Here is a 22,228-nt window from a genome sequence, read left to right as displayed (position 1 = left end):
TCCTCAGCGCACGCCCTCACTATTTCCTTTATTTCCTCTTCACGATCAGGCATTTGGATTTGCTTTTTGATCGCCCTTTTCTTTCTGGAATGGTCCGGTTATGAAGACCTTCATAGATACCCCGGTTCTCTTTTCTCCACCTATTTCGATTTCTACGAATCCGGGTATCATACCGATATCCTTCCCATTTTCATTTATGAATCTTCTCGCAACCGCTATGGCCTTGACAGCCTGGTTAACAGCGCCAGCACCGATTGCCTGTATCTCGACCGTGCTGTCCTTTCCGAGCGCTCCAGCGATAGCGCCTGCAACTGAATTGGGATTTGATTTGGAACTAACTTTTAATGTTTCCACCTTCAACGCCTCCTTGTTCGCAAGAGATAAGCTTGCTAAAATATGAATCTAAAAGATCATCTAATTCCTTTTCATCTTCTATCTTCATGATTCTCTCTTTTAAATCGTGAGAACCGGGAAGATTTTTTAAATATCTCACAATAAACTTTCTGAATATCATTATACCACGAATTCCGTGTTCTGATATCTCCATTTCAAGATGTTTTTTTATCGTTTTTCTTTTTTCTTCCAAAGATGGCTCTTCAAAGTATCCTTTCTCGTATAATTCTTTTGATTGCCTGAAGATCCAAGGATTGCCAATAGATCCCCTTGCGACGAAGATGTAATCTGATCCGGTTTCTTTGTATGCCCTTATCACATCGTAAGGGGTGAAGATGTCTCCCGAAATACCTACCTTTATCTTAAGATTTTCTTTTAAAATCCTCGCAGGTTGCCAGTCGGCCTTCCCGGAATAGAGTTGTTCGACAGTCCTTCCGTGGATCGTAACAAGAAAGGCTCCTCCGTCTTCGGCCGCCTTTGCGACGTCTAAGAAATTTTTCTGATCTTCCCATCCTATTCTTATCTTGACTGACACTTTGAATCCTGTGTTTCTTACGCTTTCAACTATTTGCCTTAAAAGCATTGGATCTCTCATCAAAGAAGAGCCGTAGCCATGTCTTGTTACTTTCCATATCGGGCACGCCGCGTTTATGTCTATCCACGGTGTGTCTTTTAACATCAAAGCGGCCTTGGAAAAGATGGACGGATCCTTTCCAAATAACTGGACAACGCTCCTTTTTTCATTTTCCGGAAGCATTGCGAGAGTCTTTTTATTCTTTCTTACAAGGCCATTGACACTTATCATTTCGGTAAATGCAAGATCGGCTCCCATCGAAAGGCAGAGTTTTCTAAAACTTCTGTCTGTTACGCCTGCCATAGGAGAAAGTACGATTATCAAAAATCTCACCTCGAGTGATATAATTTTGTTATGAAAAGGTTCTTATGTGATAATACCATAGGAAAACTCATGAAAAAACTTCGATTGCTGGGCTTCGACGCGCAACCATTCGACGAATATCGAAATAATAACGATAGAATTCTTCTTACAAGATCGAGAGAAAAATGGCAAAAATGGCCTGGCGAATCTTTTCTTATTGTATCAAATAACTGGCGCGATCAGTTAAAAGAAGTTGAAAGAAGGTATTCTTTGATCCAAGAAATGAGGCCATTCACAAGATGTGTCGAATGCAACACACTGCTTGCAGACGTAAAGGCCGAAGAGGTAAGGGATCGCATTCCCGAAAGGGTCTTTTTGACCGTAAAGGATTTTAAGATCTGTCCGAATTGTAAAAGAATTTACTGGCATGGTACTCATGTTGAGAATATAATGAAGAATTTTGAGGGAGTTTTTGATATTGACAAATTTCGAGAGTTTACTAAAAATTTTTAAAGAGGAAAATTTTGAAGAGCGTTTGAAAACATTGACAGATCTTATCCGGGAGATGTCCGGATCTAATTCTATTTGTCTTTACGTGTACGAAGAAGAGCACAAACAGTTAAGGCTGATGGTCTCCTCTTACGATGTAAGGCAGGACGCTTTAAAGATAAAGATCGACACCCTCAATTCAGATCTTTCTTCTCCATTTGTTTATAACGGAAGAAATGCTATACCGATAAATTACGATGGAAAGGTCATAGGCCTTATAACTTTGGATCCGGATAAAACAATCGATGATCGTACTAATCTTCAAATAGGTACTATTTTGAAGATATTGCTCGATTATGAAAAAAGCAGATCTACCATATCAAAACTCACGGCCATGGAAGAACTTGACAAAGAAATAAATGTGGTTAACACAGGTCTCGATGAACTTTACCAGAAAGTTTTAAATTTTGCCGTAAAGGTTTTAAATGCCGAGAGAGGCACGATATGGTTGATAGGAGACAAAGAACTTGTGCTTTCTTACACCTCCGGCATCTCCACAAATGAGATATTGAAAAGAAGAATCGAAATCGGCTATGGCATGATCGGATGGATCGCAAAGACGAAAGAACCCTTGCTTTCGACCTCTTCAAAGGTTGATCCAAGGGCAACGCTTGATATATTCTCTTTTTCGATAAAGTCGGCCGTAGGCGTGCCGATCATAAGAGACAATGAACTCATAGGCGTTATGATGCTCATGAATAGAAAGAATACAGATTTTTACCGCACATACAGGCATTTTGACGAATTTGATCTTTCTCTCGCTGTCTCGATCGCAAATAGATTGAAGATGGCTATAACCCAGATAGAACTCTACACAAGGCTCGAAAAAGAAAATGAGAATTTAAAAGAGTTACAAAAACAAAGTGAGGATTATATAAATTACCAGAAAGAACAGGTAAGGCTTTTAAACGCGCTTCAAAAGATACTGCAGGCTTTGCGCCATACGCAGGACATAAGGAATATATACAAGATCGTCCTTATCGGTTTGACCTCGAATTCTGGATTTAAATTCAACAGGGCTCTTTTGCTTGAAAAAGATGAGAATGCAAGGGTTTTAGTTGCAAAGGAGTGGCTTGGACCGGCATCGGAAAATGAGGTTACCTCTGCATGGCAAAGCGCTAAAGCGGATGAAGAAAAATACGCCGATTTTGCCCATTATTTGCAGGAAGAAGCCTTGAGAATAGATCTCTCCGGAGGGTTAACTTCCTACGCGCGTGGAAAGATCTTTTCGTACACCGGAGATTACATCTTCGATAGGGTTATAAACAGATCGAGAATAGTCCATGTAACCCCCATGTTAAGTGCCCAAAGGGGCGAGGAGTTTATGGAACTTTTGAACCTTCTCGGCGTAAAAGAATTCGTTTGCATTCCGCTTGTTGGAAGAAGAGACGTGTATGGGGCGATAATCCTCGATAACAAGTATACGGGAACTCCAATCACGGACGATATGATAGATATCCTTAGCATATTTTCCGAAAGCGTAGGTCTTACTATAGAATCTTTGAAAAGTTATGCCGAACTTGTTGAAAAGACGATAAGCCTTGAAAAGCAGAGGATATCGGCCGAATATTTTAAGGATTTCCTTCAGAATATACTCGAAAATTTAGATGTTGCCATTATGGTTGTGAATAGGGAGAATAAAATACTCGAATGGAATAAAAAGAGTGAGGAATTATTCGGATTTGAAAAATCGAAAATGGTGAATTCAGATACCAACATACTCGGTCCAGAGTTTGCCGATATACTCACGGTGGCCGAAAAGGTATACGATACTAAAGAGACGATAAATCTCTCGGATTACCATTTTACATTCGATTCCAAAGAATATTTTCTCAACATGACCTTTTCTCCTTTGAAAGAGCAAGACGTTGACGTTATAACAGGCTATATAGCGATGTTTGAAGACGTGACACGAAGACATATGCTTGAAATCGAACTTAGAAATCGCGAAAGACTTGCAGTTCTTGGCGAGATGTCTGCAAAGATAGCGCACGAGATAAGAAATCCACTCTCGGCCATAGGAGGTTTTGCGCAGAGGGCGAAGAAAATATCCAACGATGAAAAACTTTCCAAGTACATAGATATAATTTTGGAAGAGGCCAAGAGACTTGAAATCATAGTGAATCAAACTCTCGAATTCAGCCGCAACGATAGAAATCTTAACTTTACGATCTCGCCTTTAAATCAACTCGTTCAGGACATAGTCGATCTCTATTTTGAGAAATTTCAGTTGCAGGGCGTCAAAATAGAATTCGATAAGGATCCGAAAGATCCATATGTGCAATTAGAGCCAAACCATTTTAAAGAAGTGATAATAAATTTAGTCCAAAATGCTTTTGAGGCCATGAAAGGGGAAGGCGTCATAAAGGTAAAGACTTATTCGGATGACAAATTCGTTTATGTTGATGTGTGGAACAATGGAGATCCCATTCCTCCGGATAAGATGGAAGTCATCTTCCAGCCATTTTATACCACCAAAACCTATGGAACGGGTCTGGGACTGGCGATATGCAGAAAGATCGTTGAGGATGAACACTACGGAAAAATAAGCGTCAGAAGTGATAAGGAAAATGGAACCACATTTACAGTCCAGATTCCGAAGGATATCGATTTAAAGGAGGTTTGAAATGAAAAAAGAAGGAAAACATATCTTGGTCGTTGAGGACGAAGAACCCGTTAGGATGCTTATCAAAGAAGAACTCGAAGATGAAGGGTACAAAGTTTCAACCGCTAAAAATGGAAAAGAAGCGTTAGATTTTATCTCTTCACAAGATGTCGATCTCGTAACTTTAGACATCGAAATGCCGGACATGAACGGTCTTGAGGTTGCGGGAAAGATAAGAGACATGAAAAAGCCAGTAAAGATTTTGATCTTAACGGCCTATTCTCATTACAAAAGCGATCTTTCAAGTTGGGCTGCCGATGATTACATTGTCAAATCTTCAGATATGTCTGAAATGAAGAAAAAAGTTAAAGAACTTTTGGAGGATTGAATGGAATACAAAAATACTCTCAATTTACCAGTTGAACTCGTTCCAATGAAGGCAAATTTGGTCGAAAAAGAGCCAAAGATTTTAGAAAACTGGGAAAAATCAAAAATATACGAAAAGATAAGGTCAAAACGTTTAGGCGCCCCCAAATACGTGCTTCACGACGGCCCTCCGTATGCGAATGGAAGTATTCATATAGGGACGGCCTTGAATAAGATTTTAAAAGATGTCGTCGTACGTTACAAAACGATGAGAGGATATGATTCTCCTTATATTCCCGGATGGGACACGCACGGCCTTCCGATCGAGCATAAGGTTGCCCTTGAACTTGGAGATAAGATAAAGTCGATGAAGAGGATCGATATAAGAAAGATGTGCGCAGACTATGCCCTGAAATATGTTGGAATTCAAAGAGAACAGTTCAAAAGATTGGGCATCTTTGGAGAATGGGATAATCCATATCTGACGATGGATAAGTCATATGAAAAGGCCATATACGATGTCTTTGCCGATGTGGTGGAAAAGGGTATGGTCTACAGGGAAAATAAGCCTGTCATGTGGTGTCCGGTTGATCACACGGCCCTTGCCGAGGCCGAGGTTGAGTACAAAGACGATATCTCCAAATCTATATACGTGAAGTTTCAATTCAAAGACGATCCCAAAAAGTTTGTGATCATATGGACAACAACTCCATGGACATTGCCTGCGAACAGGGCCGTCGCTCTCAATGCAAATGTCATTTACGCTGAAGTGAAAGTAAAAGATGAGAGATGGATAATGGCAAAATCTCTTGTTCCGTCTGTTATGGAAAAGGCCGGAGTAAAAGAATACGAGATTGCCGGTGAAAAGATCGGGAAAGTTTTTGAACTTCAAAAACTTCTCGATCCATTGTATAAAGAGGAAAGACCCATTGTCTTGGCAGATTACGTTGAGACCGAATCTGGAACGGGCGCAGTTCACACGGCCCCCGGTCATGGAGAAGAGGATTACATGACGGGTAAAAAATACAATTTAGAGATCTTTTCTCCCGTTGACGATTATGGCAATTACGTTATGGATCTTCCAAAGTACGGTGGAATGAATATAAACAAGGCAAACGATGTGATAATAAAAGATCTCAAAGACAGCGGTGCATTGATTGCACAGGAAGATTTCAAGCATCCATATCCTCATTGCTGGAGGTGCCATAAGCCGCTTATCTTTCGTGCAACGGAACAATGGTTTATCTCTGTTGACAAAAATGATCTCAGAAAAAGAACTCTCGAAGCGATAAAGAATGAAGTTCATTGGATACCATCATGGGGCGAAAATAGGATCTACTCCATGATAGAAACAAGGCCCGACTGGTGCATTTCGCGTCAGCGTGATTGGGGCATGCCAATTCCAGCATTCAAGTGCGAATCGTGCGGCCATGTGGTAATGGATCCGAAGGTCATAAGGCATGTTGCCCAAATCGTTGGTCACGAAGGAGGAGATGCATGGTACAAGTACGACGCAAAGGAATTGCTTCCTCCCGGATACAAATGTCCAAAATGTGGTGGAGATCACTTCGAGAAACTTTACGATGTCATGGACGTATGGATAGATTCAGGATCTTCTTTCGAGGCCGTTTTGAAGCCTAAGAATTTGTATCCCGCGGCTCTCTACCTTGAAGGCACGGACCAGCACAGAGGATGGTTTCATTCTTCACTTTTGCTCGGCATGATAAGAGATGGGAGGCCCCCTTACGACAATGTCTTGACGCACGGCTTTATAAGGGATGAAAATGATCAAAAGATGTCAAAATCTCTTGGAAATGTTATAGATCCTCTCGATGTGATAAGCAAATTCGGTGCCGATGTCTTAAGGTTATGGGTCTCCTCTACCGAATATAAAAATGACGTTAGAATATCTATAAAGATAATAGAAAAACAGGTTGATGCCTACAGAAAGATAAGAAATGTTTTGAGATTCATCTTTGGAAACCTTTACGATTTCAATCCCGAAGAGAAGATCGATGAACTGCTCGAGATAGACAGGTATGCGCTTGCATTGCTCGATAAACTTGTTTTGGATGTAACGCAATACTACGATGATTTTGATTTTCACAAGGTTTATCACTCCATCTTTGATTTTGTAACGATAGACATGAGCGCCTTTTATCTCGACATTTTGAAGGACAGATTGTATGCGGACGGGAAAAAATCGGCAAGAAGAAGATCGGCCCAGTTTGTGCTTTACAAAACTGGAATGACGCTTTTGAAATTGCTTGCGCCAGTAATTCCTTTCACAACTGAGGAGATATACACGACAATACCTTTCAGAAAACTTGAAAGTATTCATCTTGAAGATTGGCCCGAATTGATCAAATCGGACAAATCGTTGATCGAAAAATGGTCCAAGATAAGAGAGGTAAGAGATGTGGTCTTAAAAGCGCTCGAGACAGAAAGGCAAAATGGAAAGATAGGTCATCCTCTCGAGGCAAGGGTTAATTTGAAAGTTGACGGCGAACTTTACGATGTTGCCAAAAGCGTCGAGGTGGATCTTGCAGACATCATGATAGTATCTTCTCTTTCTCTCGAGAAAGGAGATACAGCGGTAACGGTCGATCACGCCGAAGGGCAGAAATGTGAAAGATGCTGGAAGTATTCGACAACTGTGGGTGAAGATAAAGATCATCCAACTCTTTGTTCGAGATGCGCGGAAGTCATTCGAAAGGGAGATTTTTGATGAATGTTCAGGATCTGATATTCAAATTAAACGATTTTTGGTCAAGGAATGGTGCGGTCATAGATCAACCCTACGATATGGAAATGGGGGCGGCCACCTACCATCCGACCACATTTTTCAACGTTTTAAATCAAAAGGACGGGAAATTCGCTTTTGTTCAGCCATGCAGAAGGCCGACAGATGGCAGGTATGGAGAAAATCCCAACAGAATGCAAAGATACTTTCAGTATCAGGTCATACTTTTGCCATCGCCAGAAGAATCTCAGGAGGTATATCTTGCCTCTCTCGAAGCCCTTGGTTTGGGAATAAAAGATCACGATATAAGGTTTGTCGAGGATAACTGGGAATCACCCACACTCGGTGCATGGGGCATAGGATGGGAAGTCTGGCTGGATGGAATGGAAATAACCCAGTTTACGTATTTTCAGCAATTTGCCGGGATCGAACTTAAAAGAGTCCCTCTCGAGATAACATATGGCGTTGAAAGAATAGCGATGTACCTTCAAGGAACTGACAATGTTTACAATTTAAAGTGGAACGATACCACTACTTACGGCGATTTATACCTTGAAAATGAGCGTCAGTTCTCGAAATTCAACTTTGAAATCGCGGATACACGTATGCTATTTGATCTTTTTGAGAAGCATTCAAATGAATTTGAGAATCTCGTAAGCGCGGGTCTTTACAGACCTGCTTACGATGAGATCATAAAGTCATCACATGTTTTCAATTTGTTGGATGCTCGTGGTGCGATCTCGGTTTCTCACAGGCAGAATTACATATCGAGAATAAGAATGATGGCAAAAAAATGTGCCGAAAGTTTTCTAAAGGCTGGTGCTGTAAATGTCTGAATATTTACTTGAAATTCTGCTCGAGGAGATGCCGGTATCGGACATGGAAAATATCTCCTCGAATTTTGAGAAGAACATAGATGAAAGCCTTCAAAAGTTAAGGATAGATCATGGTAAGATAGAGATCTTTTTGACTCCGAGAAGGTTTGGATTCTTAATTCATGATCTTAGCGAATCTCAAAAGGATACGGTGATTTTGAAAAAGGGTCCTTCAGAAAAGATCGCTTTTGAAAACGGAAAACCATCGAGGGCGCTTGAAGGATTTTTAAAGTCCAACAATGCGGATCTTTCGGAGATAGAGATATCCGAAGAGAATGGTGGAAGATACGTCTTTCTCAGAAGAACGGAAAAAGGGAAACTCACAAAAGAATTGATTCCTCACTTAATGCCCGATCTTTTGAAGAACTTCCAGTTTTCAAGACCTATGAGATGGGCAAATGGTGATTTTTCCTACACGCGTCCTGTCCATTCCATAATTTCGATGATCGATGGCGAGGTAATTCCATTTGAATTCATGGGAAAGCACGCATCCAATAAAACGCGAACACATAGATATCTAAATAACGAGATAACCATTGATGCCGCGCAAAATTATGAGGAAGTCATGCGAAATGGAATGGTCATATTGAAGGTAGAAGAAAGAGAAAAAATGGTAAGGGATGGAATAAAAAATTCGGGGCTTGATGTCATAAAAGATGATGATCTCGTTCACGAGATCTCTTTTATAGCAGAATATCCACAGCCGGTTATAGGGAAGTTCAAAGAAGAATTTCTAATTCTTCCCGATCCTGTTTTAAAAACAGTCCTCAGGCATCACCAGAGAACCTTCATAACCAGAAGAGGCAATAAAGTGTCCAACGAGTTTTTGGCATTTCAAGATGGTCCTGCATCGAGAGAGAAAAATGTCAGATCTGGATATGAAAAGGTTATAAACGCGAGACTTGAGGATGCCAAATTTTACCAGATGGAAGATCTCAAATTTCCACTCGAGTACTTCAATTCAAAACTCCAAGAGATGACCTTTCAAAAGAACTTGGGCACTATAATGGACAAGGTTTTAAGGGTGAAGTCACTTTCTGTTGAAATCGCAAAAATGATAGGCCTTGACGGGGAGATAAAACTCGTTGAAAGAGCGGCAATCCTCTCGAAGAGCGATCTTGGAACGAATATGGTTTATGAATTTCCAGAACTTCAGGGTATCATGGGAAGTATTTACGCGAGAGATGAAGATCCGCGCGTTGCGCTTGCGATAAAGGAACAGTACGATCCAGATGGCCTTGAAGGAGATCTTCCTTCCGATACCATAGGAGGAATAATAGGGATCGCTGACAGGATGGATACGATCTGTGCGAATTTTTCGATAGGAGAAATTCCGTCCGGCTCAAAAGATCCTTACGCTTTGAGAAAAAAGGTTTTTGCCGTCTTGAGAATTTTAATTGGATTTGAGTGGGATGTAGACCTCAAATCGATCATCTCAATTTCTGAAAAACTACTTGGAAGAAAGGTTCCATACGATTCGATAGAATCTTTCTTCAAAGGCAGACTCGATCTTTTGCTTCGCGAAAATGGCATATCTCAAGATGTTTCAAAGGCTGTCATGAGTTTGTGGAATAAACCATTCAGATCGATGCTTTCGGCCAAGGCAATCGAAAAGAGCAGATCAACAGAGGGTTTTGAAGATTTCATAATAGCCTACACGCGTGTACATAACATCTCCAAAAATCACAATTCTTTCGAATACCATGTAGAACTTTTCGATGAAGAAGAGAAAAAACTCTTTTCCTTTTACATGCAGGAAAAAGAAAAGGTCGAAGACGCACTCTTGCACCTTAACTACAGTGAAGCCTTCGATCACCTTAGATCTCTAAAGCCTTACATAGATGAATATTTTGAAAATGTATTCGTGATGTCTCCGAGAGAGGATTTAAGGCTCAACAGACTTGGATTTTTGAAAAATCTCGATGATCTTTTCCTCAACTTCGGAGAACTTTCCCTGCTTTTGAAGACGGTGAACGATCGTTGAAGAATAAAGGCGTTTATATTTTATTTATAAATTTAAAGAAGCCTCAAAAGATCAAAGTTGGAAAACTCGGAGAGATGTCTTTTGAAAGTGGCCATTACATTTACGTTGGTTCGGCCCAAAACAGTCTCAAAAGCAGGTTAGAAAGGCACAGATCAAGATCTAAAAAACTTTTCTGGCATGTAGATTACTTTTTGGATAATCCCGAGTCTGAAATCGAGAAAATCTTCGTAAAAGAAGCACCAAAATCTATGGAATGTGAGATGGCAAGGTTCATTTCTAAAATAGCAGATGGGATTCCAAAATTCGGATCTTCTGATTGTAAATGCGATTCACATTTTTTTACGGGTAAGGTTGATGATCTTTTGAAAGTGGTAGACGAGTTTGGTCTGATTGAATATGACAGGTAAGAAGATGTGGTGGTGGTTTCTTTGGTCTTTCATACTCGTAATCCTTATAATAATAGGAAGGTTTCTTGTATCGCCACCATCCCAAAATATTAATTCGTCCGATTTAAAGTTAGAATGGGCATACAAAACGGAAGGACATATTCTTGCCTCGCCCATCATCGATGGTAATACCATCTACGTAGGTTCTTACGATGGAAAACTTTACGCTTTGAATTTAGATGGAAGTTTGAGGTGGAATTACACAGGCGGTCAGATCTTTTCAGATGTTACCGTTGGTACGAACGCGATATATTTCGGATCTAACAACGGGTATTTTTATGCCCTCGACGGTAATGGAAAATTGATCTGGAAATTCAAAACCGATGATTCCATAAATTCGAGAGCGCTCCTCTTAGAGGATACGCTTTACTTTGGAAATAACAACGGGAACTTTTATGCTCTCGATACAGATGGCAAAGTTAGGTGGGAATATAAGACAGGCCATGCCATAAGATCGAATCCGGTAATAGGACCTAACGGTTACATTTATTTCTCAAACACTGCCGGCAACATTTACGCACTTACAAAAGGTGGAAATTTAGTCTGGAAATACAGCACGAACTCTCCCATCGACGGTGGATTATCCGTTTCAGAGTCGAATATATACTTTGGATGTGAAAATGGCATTTTCTACGCTCTCGATGGTAGAGGAAATCTTGTGTGGGATATTTCTATTGGCGGGAATATAACCGGTAAGCCGTTGGTGGTAGGAGATGTTATTTACGTGGTATCGGATCAAAGTGGCTTTACCCCTTCCGGCTACATCTTTGCGATAAAGAATGATCATATTTTGTGGTCTTACAAAACAGAAGGATTCCCTGCGAATTTATCTTACAATGATGGCACTTTGTACTTCGGAACCGGCAGCGGATATCTTTGCGCCGTAAATGAAAGCGGAGTTGTATGGCAAAATAAAATCGCGCCATTTGTAAATGGCGCTCCGACGATAAGAAATGGTACACTCTACATCGGATCTCTTAACGGATATCTTTACGCTTTTCAAATTCGAAAATAAAAGGCTGGTTTGACCAGCCTTTAATGTTTTGATATGAACTCCGAGATCACATCTTCGAGATTTGGCTTTCCGATCTCTTCGAGTTCATATCTTACTCTCAAGGAAGGTTTGTTTATCTTTAGAACTCTTCCGAGATCTATCGGTGTTCCTATCACTACAAGTTCTGCGTCTGATCTGTTTATCGTCTCTTCTAATTCTTTTATCTGCTTTCCTCCATACCCCATCGCCGGAAGTATTTTTGATAGATGATTGTATTTTTTAAATGTATCCGCTATCGAACCAACTGCAAATGGTCTTGGATCTATTATCTCCTTCGCGCCGAATTTAACGGCCGCGACGTATCCTGCGCCGTACTCCATATTTCCATGGGTAAGGGTTGGACCGTCCTCAATTACGAGCACGCGTTTTCCGCGTATTTTTTCCCAATTTTCGACGAAAATCGGGGATGCCGCATCGATTATTATGGCGCGCGGATTGAATTGAGCGGCACTTCTTCTTATTTCGTCTATATTTTCGGGAATAGCCGTCTCTTCTTTGTTTATGACTATGACATCTGCCATCATAAAATTGGCAAGACCCGGATAAAATGTCTTCTCATGGCCGGGCCTATGTGGATCGGCAACTACTATCAAAAGATCCGGTTTGTAAAATGGAAAATCGTTGTTTCCGCCATCCCAGAGGATAACGTCTGGATCCTCTGACTCCGCCTGCCTGATTATAGCCTCGTAATCGACACCGGAATAAATGACGCTTCCCCTGTCGATGTGTGGCTCATACTCTTCTCTTTCCTCGATTGTGCATTCGTATTTATCTAAATCGGCATATGTGGCATATCTTTGGACCTTTTGCTTGACAAGATCTCCGTAAGGCATGGGATGCCTTATCGAAATTACCTTCTTTTTGTGATTTCTTAAGATATCGAGAACTCTTCTTGTGGTCTGGCTTTTCCCGGATCCCGTTCTGACAGCGCATATCGCAATGATTGGCTTTTTGGACTTTATCATCGTGTGGTTTGTTCCCATCAATTTGAAGTCTGATCCGGCAGAAATAGCCATCGATGCTCTTTCCATAACGTACTGGTGTGGCAGATCGCTGTAGGAGAGAATGACTTCGTCTATTGAGTGCTTTTTTATAAGTTCGGTCATTTCCTCTTCAGGATATATCGGAATTCCATTCGGGTAGAGTTTACCCGCAAGTTCAGCAGGATATTTTCTTCCAGCGATGTCTGGAATCTGTGTTGCCGTAAAGGCTACAACCTCATAATCTGGATTATCTCTGAAATAAGTATTGAAGTTGTGAAAATCCCTTCCGGCAGCGCCAAGAATTAAAACTTTTTTCTTCACCAAAGCCACCTCCTCTGTGTAAGTATAACAAAAGAGGCGCTTTTAACGAAGGCAAGCATACTCACGCATACTTGCACCTAATAGCGCATACTCGCGCATACACAAAAAATTTTTGTAAGAAGCATTTTATTTGAGCGAATTTACAAAATTTGCCACTTTTTGGAGTATTTCGTTCCTGTCATTTACGTTCAAGACAAAATCAATTTCATCGCAATTTATTTTAAGTATGGGTATCTTTATTTCATCGATCCACCTTTTGTACAGATAATTAAGTCTCTTTAAGTATTCCTCTGAAATTTTGCTTTCAAAATTCCTTCCTCTACGTCTCACGTGCTCTTTGAGTGTTTCGACTGAGGCTTCCAAATAGATGAGGCCGGAAGGAGTTGGGATGTGATCCGAAAAGGTTTTAAAAAGTTCGAGGTAAGTCTTCCAGTCCCTTTCAGATATATATCCTAATTCGTAAAGGTTTTTAGCAAAGATATTCACATCTTCTTCTATCGTTCTATCCTCGAGAATAACTCCCTTTGAAGAGTCTACCCTTTTGAGAAAATCGAACCTCTTTATTAAAAAGAAGATCTGTGAATGAAAGGCCCACTTTTTCATATCCTGATAAAATTCTGAGAGATATGGGTTTTCCTCCACAGTCTCATAAACGGGTATGTACCCGAGTTCTTTTTCGAGAATCTCTATCATGCTTGATTTTCCGGCACCGATATTTCCGCAAATGCCTATTATCATAATTCCTCTTTCAACTTTGAAATTATGAAATCCAAATCCTCTTCGTACTTTACAAAATCTATCGAATCTGCGTCTATTTCTATGTATTTTCCACCGTATTCCTTAAAGAAATTATCGTAAGCATTTGAAAGTGACTCAAGATAGGAGATGTCTATCTCCCTTTCAAAAGTTCTATCGCGCAATTCTATTCTCTTCAATATCGTCTCGATTGAGGCTTTTAAATATATTATGATGTCTGGATTTACGGTCTTCGTCTCGATCACATCAAATACTTTATTGTAAAGCCATAATTGATCTCCTTCAAGATTTAATTCCGCAAAGATCTTATCTTTTTTGAAAGTGTAATCGGAGACGATGTTTTTTTGGTTTATCATCTTCGATATGTAATTTTGCTGTGTGTACCTGCTCATCAGAAAAAAGATTTGAGTCTGAAAGGCCCATCTCTCTCTGTCTTTGTAAAAATTTGCAAGGAAAGGATTTTCCTCCACTATTTCGAGCACAGGCTCAAAAGGCAATCTCTGGGAGATCATACGGGTAAGGGTTGTTTTTCCTACCCCTATCACTCCCTCGACACATATGTACTTCATATCTTCACCAAATTACCGGTTCGGGCACTTTCATAAATTGCGTCTATTATTTTTTGGATCTCAACGCCATCTACAGCAGTTTTAAGAAGATCTGGCTTTTTCTCTCTTACAAGTTCAACGAAATATATTATCTCTTCAAAATGGCTTCTCACTTCTGGCACCCTTACCTCGTAGTCTACAAGCGAATGTAACTCTTCTCCAAATAGTTTTACACTTCCAGAATTATTCTTTGATCCTTTGTGAATGGGATTGTAAGAATCTATCTTCGCCCCCATCTTTGTACCTAAGATATCTATGTAGAATCTGTCTTCCTCTATATTCGATGCCCATGAAGTCTCGAGAGAAATAGTCGACTCCTCGAATTTTATCATAGCAGTCGCAAAATCTTCAACGTCATTTTCACGCCCGTCACGCAGCCCTTCTTTTACATCCGAAGATTCCCAAGGAGAGATTCCATCTATATTATAGTCATCGAAGTACTTGTAAGTTGACGCAAAAACAGAAACGGGTTTTGGATTCCCCATTAAATACCTTGCAAGGTCTATGACGTGGACGCCTATGTCTATGACAGGTCCGCCACCAGATTCTCTTTTGACCGTAAACCATCCTCTCGGGGTTCCTCTTCTCCTTATGTACCCTATCTTTGAATGGTATATTTTGCCCAATCTTCCCTCGTTTATGAATTCTTTGAGTTTTTGTGAATCTCCCCTGAATCTATTGTTGAAGCCCATCATCAATAGATTGCCGGTTTTTTGGGAAACTTCAAGCATTTTTTGGGCCTCGAAGGCATTCATGGCCATCGGCTTTTCGCAAAGTACAGCCTTACCCGCCATTAAAGCGTCTATCGTCATCCTTGCATGAAGATAATTCGGAGTGCATATGCTTACGGCCTGAATTTGAGGATCTGAGATGAGATCTCTGTAGTCGAGATATGCCTTTGGTATCGAAAATCTTTCCGATACCTTTTTTAATCTTGATTCTACCACATCTGCAATGCCGTAAACCTCCGCTCCCGCTTCTATGTAAGCAGGTATGTGGGCCATCTGGGATATCAAACCCGCGCCTATGACTCCGACTTTTATCTTTGACATATCTTCCTCCTAAATATCTATTGGCATTCCAGTTAATACTTCCGCCGCTTCCATGTATATTTCGGATATCGTTGGGTGTGGATGGACGTGATCGAGTAATTCTTCTATCTTCATCTTCGAATGAACCGCTATGACTCCTTCCATCAAAACCTCCGTTGCCATTGGCCCCACTATTGTAACCCCGAGGATCGTATCGTTTTTATCCGTCAGGATCTTGCAAAATCCATCGTTAAATTCGAGAGTTCTCGCCCGTCCCAAAGCGGTCATCGGAAAGAGACCTTTTTTGTACTCTATCTTCGAATTTTTGAGTTCATCTTCCGTGTATCCAACGCTTCCTATCTCTGGCGTTGTGAAAATAACGCTTGGGGAAGATCTGTAATCCATTTTCAAATTTCCGCCCTTCATGTTATTGACGGCCACAATTCCCTCTCTTGAGGCCACATGGGCGAGCATGTACTTTCCATTTATGTCTCCAGCCGCGTAAACGTCTGGAATATTAGTTTTAAGGCCGTCGTCTGTGATAACATTTCCTTTTTGATCGAGAGATATTCCGAGAGATTTCACATCGTCTGTGACATTGGACTTTCTCCCAACGCTAAGTAAGATACTTTCGAATTCTTTCTCAAATCTCTCATTTTCCTCAAAGTTAACTTTGAATCCATTTTGGATCTTTTCGACCGAGAGTGTTTTTGTATTTGTGTGTATCTCTATACCGCGTTTTTTCATCGAGTTTGCAAGCACTTCGGCAACGTCGCTGTCCATATTTGGCAGGACATGACTCATTACCTCAACGACTGTAACTTGAGATCCAATTGAAGAGAAGAAATTGGCCATTTCAACTCCTATGACTCCACCGCCAACTATAAGAATACTTGAGGGAATTTTATCGAGGGAAAAGATTTCATCGCTCGTCATTATTCCATCAACGTTAAAGGGTGGAAATTTTATTGGATGGGATCCCTGTGCAAGAAGGAGATATTTGAATTCGATCTCCTTATCTCCAACCTTCGCCCTGTTTTTATTTTCGATAACGGCGTGGCCCTGTATAAGGTCAACATTATTCTTTTTCAAAAGGTATTCAATGCCCTTTCTTCCCTTTAAGACAACCCTGTCAGTTCTCGATTTGACGGCCTTCATATCGATGGCAAAATTCTCTGCCGTTATGCCGAATTTTTTCGCTTCCTTCATGCTGTAAAACAATTCTGAAGAGGCAAGCCATGCCTTTGTCGGTATGCACCCAACGTTTGTGCATGTTCCTCCAAGATACTTTTCTTCTGCTATTGCAACTTTGAATCCCAATTGTGAACCTCTAATGGCCGCCACATATCCCGCAGGGCCTCCACCAACAACAAAAAGATCGTACATTATTATCACACCTCCAAATATCTATAATACAACTTTGAGATTTGAGATTATGACTCAAAAATGTTAAGATCGCTTTAGAGGTGATTGAAGTGAAAATAGTTTTCTTTGATATACCTGAAAAATCGTGGGTTAAAAAGATAGAAAATTTGAAAAAAGAATTTAAAGATGCGCTTTTCATTTCTAACGGAGATCTTGAAGAGATAAAGGATGCCGATGGAATAGTTGGCGGTCACATTTCTTCCGAGATGATTTCTAAGGCAAAAAATCTCAAGGTGATCTTCGTTCCATGGGCAGGTGTTAACACTCTTCCATGGGATGAGATCAAAAAGAGAAATGTCATGGTATCTAACAACCATGCGAATGCAAAAATAGTGGCCGAAAGAGCCCTTGCGCTTGCCCTTGCGGTTATGGGTAGAGTTGTTGAATATCACAACGATCTGTCTCGCGGCATATGGCACGGATTCTCGGCAGGGGATCCACAATCTGCGTTTTGGACATCGATCAGAGGAAAAACGTGCGGAATAATCGGTGTTGGTAGTATAGGACAAGAAATAGCCAAACTTGTCAAAGCATTCGACTGTAAAGTTATAGGCTTCAAGAAAAGAAAGATTGAAAAGATCGATTTCATAGATGAGATAACTTTAAATCTCGAGGAGGCTGTTTCAAAGAGTGATGTTATTTTTGTCACGCTTCCGCTCACCCCGCAGACACGAGGAATAATAAATGAGAAGATAATCTCTCTTATGATCGGAAAGTTTTTGATCAATGTAAGCCGGGGCCCCGTGATAGACGAAAAGGCTCTTTACGAGGGAATAAGGACGAAAACATTGCGTGGAGTGGCCATCGATACATGGTACAGATACCCAGATGAGAAAAATATCGCGACATTACCGTCTGCTTATCCAATTCATGATTTTAAAAACGTCGTCATCTCTCCCCACGTTGGAAGTTTAACATATGAAGGCGTCGAAGAGATGATCAACGCGACAATTGAGAATGTAAGATCTTACCTTAAAAATGGCAGGCCCTTAGACATTGTAGATCCCGAATTGATGTATTAATTTAGAGATTCTATCATCTTCAATATGTCTCTAAAATGTCTCTTTTCCTCTTCTATTATCTTTTGAATTGTCGAAGTTTGAGGGGCATATTTGATCAATTCTTCGTAAAAGATAACGCTATCTTTTTCGACATCGAGCGCTATCTCGAGCGCGTCTTTCATATTTTCTGGAACGCCACGCTCTATTTCTGGGAAAATAGATGTTTCAGCGTAGACCTTAAGATAACCTACGGTCTCTTCGTTAAGAACCCCACTTTTTTCTTTAGAAGAGGATATCAACTTTTCAAATATCTTCATGTGATCCTTTTCTTGTTCTGCAAGGGAAGAGAATAACTTTTTGCTTTCTCCAGTTGATCTTTTCGCAAGTTCTGTGTAAAATTCGTAACCACTTGACTCGATCTTCAAAGCCACCCCCAAAAGATCTTCAAGTTCTATCATATTCTTCCTCCTTCATCAAATTCGATCGTGAATATTTTAACATATAAAATGGATTTTTGCGAAAATTACTTTGCGAGGATCATTATTTTGTCTGCGTGACAGATTTCACCATAACCTTTTAATTTTTTGTTTATTATCTTTTTGATCGTGTAACTCGATATGTTAACCGTTGCCATTGCGACAATTTCTTCTTTATTTATTATCTCGACCGTATCATCCCTTGAAAATTTTCCCTCACAGGAAATAACTCCCACCGGTAAAAGACTCTTTCCGTTGAGTATGGCCTCTTTTGCACCGTCGTCTATGTGAATTTTCCCCTTTGGACGTGCAACAAAACCGATCCACGCTTTTTTCGCATTTGGCTTTTTTGAAGGTTTGAAGATCGTTCCTTCTATCTTTCCGTTTAATATATTCGTCAAATTCATCTTTTTTCCATTCGTTATAATGGCAGTTATACCGGCCTCCGATGCCATCTTTGCGGCTTTTATCTTCGTTGAAATTCCACCACTTCCCCAATTTGTTCTTCCTAAGTTTGCTATATTTTTTTCTTCATCGAATTCATTTATCACATTTCCTTCCTGATCTAAGACTCCATCGACAACCGAGAACAACACAAGAATGTCTGCCTTAAGCCCGATGGATAAATAGGCCGAAAGTGTATCGTTATCTCCGACTTTGATCTCTTCCGTCGCCACGGTATCATTTTCATTTATTATCGGAACGACTCCAAAATGTTTTAACGAATTTACAGTATTCATTATATTTATGAACCTTTTTCTGTTCGAGAAATCCTCTCTTGTGAGCAACAATTGGGATACAACCTTACCGAATTTTTTGAATTTCTCCGAATAGATCTTCATGAGTTCTATCTGACCTATGGCGCAAAGTGCCTGTTTTTCTGAAAGTTTTACACCCTTCGATTTGAGTATACCGTATCCACCGGCCTTAGCCCCTGACGAAACTATGAAGATCTCGTGGCCCTCATCCATAGCCTTTGAAACTTCGTACGCGATTTTTTCGATAAAAACTTCGTCTATCCTTCCATCTTTTCCGACAAGCAGGTTGCTTCCGAATTTAACGACACATTTCATAACCTTATCTGCCCTTCTCCATGAATTATGTATTTGTAAGATGTTAATTCATTCAATCCAACTGGACCTCGAGCGTGGAGTTTTTGGGTACTTATTCCTATTTCGGCACCGAACCCAAACTCTCCACCATCCGTAAATCTCGTCGATGCGTTGACGTAGACTGCCGCTGCGTCAATTTCAGATGTGAATTTAAGTGCATTTTGGTAATTGTTAGTTATTATAGACTCCGAATGCTTTGTACCGTATTTCGTTATGTGATCTATCGCCTCGTCTATGTCTTTGACGATTTTGATGCCGAGTATGAGATCGAGATATTCTGTCGACCAGTCTTCATCCGTTGCCTTTTTCATAGATGGAACTATCCTGATGGATTCCTCGCATCCTCTCATTTCGACGTTTAGCGCTTTGAGTTTATCGTAGATCATGGGAAGAAAGGCCCCGGCCACCTTTTGATGAATCAATACCTTCTCTGCGGCATTACATGTACCCGGCCTTTGGACTTTTGCATTTTCTATTATTTTTAATGCCATATTTAAATCTGCGGATTCATCGACGAAGATATGACAATTTCCGGCGCCGGTCTCGAGGGTTGGAACAGTTGCATTTTGAACTACGAAATCTATGAGAGACTTGCCTCCTCGAGGAATTACAAGATCGAGATATTCTCTCATCTTTATCATCTCTTCGACGGCCTTGTGCGATGTATCATTGATGAGTTCTACCGCACTTTGATCGAAGTTCGCCATCTTAAGTCCTGATTTTATCGCATCGACGAGGGCCAAATTGCTGTTCTGGGCCGAGGAACTGCCCTTTAGAAGTACTGCATTGCCACTTTTTAAGCATAATATCGCTGAATCTACCGTGACATTTGGTCTCCCCTCGTAGATCATGCCGATGGCCCCTATTGGAACTCTAACCTTCATTATTCTCAATCCATTCGGCAAGGTCCATCCGTTTTCTATTTTTCCGACAGGGTCATCGAGATCTATTATTCTATTTATCGAATCTATCATCGAATCTATCCTTTTATCGTTCAAAAGCAATCTGTCTATAATTGGTTCAGCCATCCCATTCTTCCTTGAGACTTCAACGTCCACTTTGTTACCTTCGAGGATTTTTTTTCTGTTTTTGTCTATTGCGTCGGCAATCGATCTCAAAGCCTCATTCTTCCTTTGACTGTTCATAAGGCCAATCGATTTCTTTACCTGAGCAACCTTTTTTGCGAGTTCTTCAACTTTCATGCGAATCACCTTGCAACTCTAACGCCTTTTTGTAGGTATCGATGATCATTTTCATGAGTATTCCCCTTAATCCTTCACGCTCGAGAGAGTATATGCCCTCTATAGTCGTCCCTCCCGGAGAGGTAACTAAATGGCGAAACTCTCCGGGATGCTTTCCTTCTTTTTGAAGTAACTCTGCAGATCCCTTTATCGTCTCTATGACGAGTTCCATGGATGTATCGTAAGAGAGACCAAGTTTCATGCCGGCATCGACAAGTGCCTCTATTATGACAAAGATAAAGGCAGGGCCGCTTCCACTTAAGGCCGTGACGGCCGCGAAATGTTTTTCCTCTATTTCGACAAGCACTCCGAAATTTGAAAGTAAAGATTTAACGGTTTGTTTTTTATCTTCGGGAAATTCTTCGGAGTATGTTATGCCGACAACGCCTTTTCCTATAGATATGGGTATATTGGGCATGATTCTAACGATATCTCCATTGAGATAGGACTTTATCGCGGATATTTTTAGTCCGGTTACGGTGCTTATGATCAGGTCACTCTTTACTTTTATTCTTTTGAGTGCGCTTATCGCGTCCTGTGGTTTTACGCAAAAGAACAATATGTTCACGTCCGGCATTTCTTCTATTTTTGAAAAAATTTGGGCTTTGTTTTGGAATCTTTTCAATTTTTCCGTTCTTCTATTCACAAGTACAAGTTCATGATCGTGGATAAGAGCTTCTGCGATTATCGTTCCTATATTTCCGACACCTATTATCCCTATCTTCATTTGAACCTCCTTTATTAGATAGAATTATACTAAATTCTTCTTAAAAATGAACACAAATATTTCAAATCATTCGATTTTTAAAAATTTTGGTATAGAATTGTAAATAATAGAAAGGAGAGATAAATTTGAGACTGTGGAGTATACATCCTTCGTATTTAGACCAGAAAGGCCTTGTTGCGGTATGGCGCGAATCCTTGCTTGCAAAGGCTGTGCTTGAGGGTAAAACAAGAGGGTACGTAAACCATCCTCAACTTTTAAGATTTAAAAATTCCCCCGATCCTTTGAAATACATAAACGCATACATCGAATCGATCTACAAAGAGGCTTTGAAAAGAGGATACAAATTTGACGGATCAAAGTTTTCACATCAATCGATAGATCAAAAATTGCCAGTAACTTATGGTCAGTTAAAATACGAATTCGACCATTTGAGAAAAAAATTGAGAAAAAGAGATCCGGATAAGTTAAATGAATTAGAACCTGTGGATTATCCAGATGTAAATCCCATCTTTTACGCTGTTGATGGGCCCATTGAGAAATGGGAAAAAGTTTAATCAACGAGTATTTATTTCTTTATATTTAAATAAAAAATAAAGAGTAAATAAAAATATATTCATTTTTAACTGAAAAGTTTAAATTGTTTATTATAATTGGC

General features: G+C 40.2%; 21 protein-coding genes. 10 read left to right on the top strand and 11 right to left on the bottom strand.

All coding sequences use genetic code 11. The features are described from left to right. Positions 1-45 precede the first annotated feature (45 nt). Positions 46-354, bottom strand: a complete 309-nt coding sequence (locus tag ATHSA_RS01670) for a stage V sporulation protein S (protein ID WP_161847458.1) — start codon at positions 352-354, stop codon at positions 46-48. Further along, positions 335-1,291: a tRNA dihydrouridine synthase gene (locus tag ATHSA_RS01665; protein ID WP_161847457.1), complete on the bottom strand. Its 957-nt coding sequence runs from the start codon at positions 1,289-1,291 to the stop codon at positions 335-337. The genes ATHSA_RS01670 and ATHSA_RS01665 overlap by 20 nt, the downstream gene beginning before the upstream one ends. A gap of 30 nt (positions 1,292-1,321) precedes the next feature. Here ATHSA_RS01665 and ATHSA_RS01660 point away from each other — a divergent pair, with 30 nt between their 5' ends. The 8 genes from ATHSA_RS01660 to ATHSA_RS01625 are packed head-to-tail and all read left to right on the top strand — an operon-like array spanning position 1,322 to position 11,853. After that, positions 1,322-1,783 carry a Mut7-C RNAse domain-containing protein gene (locus ATHSA_RS01660; RefSeq protein WP_269473935.1) on the top strand — a complete coding sequence of 154 codons (462 nt, stop codon included), beginning with the start codon at positions 1,322-1,324 and terminating at the stop codon, positions 1,781-1,783. A 22-nt stretch (positions 1,784-1,805) separates the two neighbouring features. Then, complete coding sequence (locus ATHSA_RS01655) at positions 1,806-4,445, top strand: ATP-binding protein (protein WP_161847455.1); 2,640 nt, start codon at positions 1,806-1,808, stop codon at positions 4,443-4,445. Between the two features lies 1 nt (position 4,446). Beyond that, positions 4,447-4,812: a response regulator gene (locus ATHSA_RS01650; protein ID WP_161847454.1), complete on the top strand. Its 366-nt coding sequence runs from the start codon at positions 4,447-4,449 to the stop codon at positions 4,810-4,812. Beyond that, positions 4,813-7,518 carry an isoleucine--tRNA ligase gene (ileS, locus tag ATHSA_RS01645; RefSeq protein WP_161847453.1) on the top strand — a complete coding sequence of 902 codons (2,706 nt, stop codon included), beginning with the start codon at positions 4,813-4,815 and terminating at the stop codon, positions 7,516-7,518. It abuts the gene before it with no gap. After that, positions 7,518-8,369: a glycine--tRNA ligase subunit alpha gene (locus tag ATHSA_RS01640; protein ID WP_161847452.1), complete on the top strand. Its 852-nt coding sequence runs from the start codon at positions 7,518-7,520 to the stop codon at positions 8,367-8,369. Before ileS ends, ATHSA_RS01640 begins: the two co-directional genes overlap by 1 nt. Further along, positions 8,362-10,392 (top strand): glycine--tRNA ligase subunit beta, encoded by a 2,031-nt coding sequence (glyS, locus tag ATHSA_RS01635; RefSeq protein ID WP_161847451.1) that lies wholly within the window; start codon positions 8,362-8,364, stop codon positions 10,390-10,392. The genes ATHSA_RS01640 and glyS overlap by 8 nt, the downstream gene beginning before the upstream one ends. After that, on the top strand, positions 10,389-10,799 hold the full coding sequence (locus ATHSA_RS01630; protein ID WP_161847450.1) for a GIY-YIG nuclease family protein: 411 nt from the start codon (positions 10,389-10,391) through the stop codon (positions 10,797-10,799). Before glyS ends, ATHSA_RS01630 begins: the two co-directional genes overlap by 4 nt. A gap of 4 nt (positions 10,800-10,803) precedes the next feature. Then, positions 10,804-11,853, top strand: a complete 1,050-nt coding sequence (locus tag ATHSA_RS01625; protein ID WP_161847449.1) for an outer membrane protein assembly factor BamB family protein — start codon at positions 10,804-10,806, stop codon at positions 11,851-11,853. A gap of 20 nt (positions 11,854-11,873) precedes the next feature. Here ATHSA_RS01625 and ATHSA_RS01620 read toward each other — a convergent pair whose 3' ends face one another. The 5 genes from ATHSA_RS01620 to lpdA form a co-directional block, all read right to left on the bottom strand. Next, positions 11,874-13,199, bottom strand: a complete 1,326-nt coding sequence (locus tag ATHSA_RS01620; RefSeq protein ID WP_174755541.1) for a cyclic 2,3-diphosphoglycerate synthase — start codon at positions 13,197-13,199, stop codon at positions 11,874-11,876. 123 nt (positions 13,200-13,322) lie between these two features. Next, entirely contained in the window at positions 13,323-13,934 is a 612-nt protein-coding gene (locus ATHSA_RS01615; RefSeq protein ID WP_161847447.1) for a deoxynucleoside kinase, read from the bottom strand. Next, positions 13,931-14,521, bottom strand: a complete 591-nt coding sequence (locus tag ATHSA_RS01610; RefSeq protein ID WP_161847446.1) for a deoxynucleoside kinase — start codon at positions 14,519-14,521, stop codon at positions 13,931-13,933. Before ATHSA_RS01610 ends, ATHSA_RS01615 begins: the two co-directional genes overlap by 4 nt. Beyond that, entirely contained in the window at positions 14,518-15,612 is a 1,095-nt protein-coding gene (locus ATHSA_RS01605; RefSeq protein ID WP_161847445.1) for a Gfo/Idh/MocA family protein, read from the bottom strand. The genes ATHSA_RS01610 and ATHSA_RS01605 overlap by 4 nt, the downstream gene beginning before the upstream one ends. A gap of 9 nt (positions 15,613-15,621) precedes the next feature. Then, positions 15,622-16,977: a dihydrolipoyl dehydrogenase gene (lpdA, locus tag ATHSA_RS01600; RefSeq protein WP_161847444.1), complete on the bottom strand. Its 1,356-nt coding sequence runs from the start codon at positions 16,975-16,977 to the stop codon at positions 15,622-15,624. 89 nt (positions 16,978-17,066) lie between these two features. Between lpdA and ATHSA_RS01595 the strand changes: the two genes are divergently transcribed. After that, positions 17,067-18,038: a 2-hydroxyacid dehydrogenase gene (locus ATHSA_RS01595; RefSeq protein WP_161847443.1), complete on the top strand. Its 972-nt coding sequence runs from the start codon at positions 17,067-17,069 to the stop codon at positions 18,036-18,038. On the opposite strand, the gene ATHSA_RS01590 is transcribed toward ATHSA_RS01595, so the two are convergent. The 4 genes from ATHSA_RS01590 to proC form a co-directional block, all read right to left on the bottom strand. Beyond that, positions 18,035-18,475 (bottom strand): ferritin family protein, encoded by a 441-nt coding sequence (locus ATHSA_RS01590; RefSeq protein WP_161847442.1) that lies wholly within the window; start codon positions 18,473-18,475, stop codon positions 18,035-18,037. The two genes, ATHSA_RS01595 and ATHSA_RS01590, sit on opposite strands and share 4 nt — an antisense overlap. Positions 18,476-18,540: 65 nt before the next feature. Then, the gene (proB, locus tag ATHSA_RS01585) at positions 18,541-19,566 is read right to left on the bottom strand and encodes a glutamate 5-kinase (protein ID WP_161847441.1); all 1,026 of its coding nucleotides are present in this window, start codon (positions 19,564-19,566) and stop codon (positions 18,541-18,543) included. After that, positions 19,563-20,807: a glutamate-5-semialdehyde dehydrogenase gene (locus tag ATHSA_RS01580; protein ID WP_161847440.1), complete on the bottom strand. Its 1,245-nt coding sequence runs from the start codon at positions 20,805-20,807 to the stop codon at positions 19,563-19,565. Before ATHSA_RS01580 ends, proB begins: the two co-directional genes overlap by 4 nt. After that, entirely contained in the window at positions 20,797-21,573 is a 777-nt protein-coding gene (gene proC / locus ATHSA_RS01575; protein ID WP_161847439.1) for a pyrroline-5-carboxylate reductase, read from the bottom strand. The genes ATHSA_RS01580 and proC overlap by 11 nt, the downstream gene beginning before the upstream one ends. Positions 21,574-21,698: 125 nt before the next feature. On the opposite strand from proC, the gene ATHSA_RS01570 reads away from it, so the two are divergent. Beyond that, positions 21,699-22,127, top strand: a complete 429-nt coding sequence (locus ATHSA_RS01570; protein WP_161847438.1) for a pyrimidine dimer DNA glycosylase/endonuclease V — start codon at positions 21,699-21,701, stop codon at positions 22,125-22,127. Positions 22,128-22,228: the final 101 nt, after the last annotated feature.

It is taken from the genome of Athalassotoga saccharophila, assembly GCF_009936215.1.
GTDB classification, from domain to species: domain Bacteria; phylum Thermotogota; class Thermotogae; order Mesoaciditogales; family Mesoaciditogaceae; genus Athalassotoga; species Athalassotoga saccharophila.
Note: the sequence above shows the minus strand (reverse complement) of the source record. Positions and strands in the feature narration are given on the sequence as shown.